This window comes from Paenibacillus sp. P4_E11, assembly GCF_056401635.1.
Genome location: NZ_JBFUIX010000502.1, coordinates 1 through 1,274, shown reverse-complemented (window position 1 = coordinate 1,274; position 1,274 = coordinate 1). Strand labels below are relative to the sequence as shown.

Here is a 1,274-nt window from a genome sequence, read left to right as displayed (position 1 = left end):
TAATAAGCAGGGGGAATGCTCTCCGGAAATGGAGAAAAGTCCGGTGGGAGAAACAAGGTGATTCGGTGGGGAATGATCCGCCGGAAATAGAGGAAGAGCATTAGTGCAATCATCCCAATCCCCATCATAGAAGGGACGAACATTAGATTTGTATAGCTATTCAGGTTAAGTCCGACAATATTCAGTGCAACTAGATCGGCGAGACTACCTATGCCGATTGGAGTGCTTGAAGCTATAGCAATCATGGCACCGGATAACAGATACGGTACTTTCTGATTATTTTTAAGATTAAGCATTGTGACGATTTGAATAATGATAGGTGTGGTGATGAGTATACTTCCGTCATTATTAAAAAATAGCGTCATAAGAAAGCAGAGTAGGAGAATGAGCCAGTATAGTCGGATTCCCGAGCCTCTTGCCTGAAGGATGACATTGTAGGCAGACCAGCGGAAGAATCCGATACTGTCCAGCACAAGCGACATGATGACAGTACATAAGATCATAATCGATGTGTCGCCGACGACCTGGAATATAGCGGGTAAATCCGAGAAAGAAATGATTCCAAATGCAATGAGTATTCCAGCACCTACAGCGGGGGGGACGGACTCATTCAATCCGCCCGGCCGCCATATTAGAAAAAGAACCGTCAAACTAAAGACGGTAAGGGTTATGCCGATTGCAAGTTCAGGCATTCGAACTCGCCTCAATCCCGTAGGGGAGAGCGATGGAGTCATTAGGTCCAGGAATAGAAGTGACTACTGGTGAATTCATTGGCTGCATCGAGATCCCCCCTTATACGGTGATTGAGAAGCATAAGCTAGTTTTTCTTTTTGTTGTTGTTTCGACTTGAGTTCTTATTGCTGTTGCTTTTGTTATTGCTCTTGTTTTTGCTGTTGCTTTTGTTGCCGTTGCTTTTGTTGCTTTTGTTTTTGCTGTTGCTTTTGTTGCTGTTGCTTTTGTTGTTGCTATTACCTGAGCTTTTGCTGCTTTTAGTCATTACGCTGACGCTCTTGATGTGGAACATAGGGATGCGGATGAGTTCCCGGTTAAGCACGAGCAGCATGTAATCCTGTGTGCCCTCGGCCACGAATCCTTCGATTTTCTCTGGACCTCCACGGTTGATTTGCACGAATTGATGCTTCAGGCTTTGCAACATTTGCACGAAGTTAGCAGATTTGCTGTGTCTTGGCGGCGTGCCATAATAGCCACTTGTGTTTCCAGTATCTTCGCTGATGCTTTTGATATGACTTCCATTAATATATACAACGCTGTCT

General features: G+C 44.6%; 1 protein-coding gene and 1 pseudogene. Both read right to left on the bottom strand.

Going from position 1 to position 1,274, the window contains the following annotated elements:
• The coding region (locus tag AC1DWB_RS35520) for an ArsB/NhaD family transporter (protein ID WP_477545768.1) at window positions 1-692 on the bottom strand (692 nt) is incomplete at its 3' end.
• Window positions 693-817: 125 nt separating this feature from the next.
• Window positions 818-1,274 (bottom strand): annotated as a pseudogene (locus tag AC1DWB_RS35515) (hypothetical protein); the annotation flags it as partial.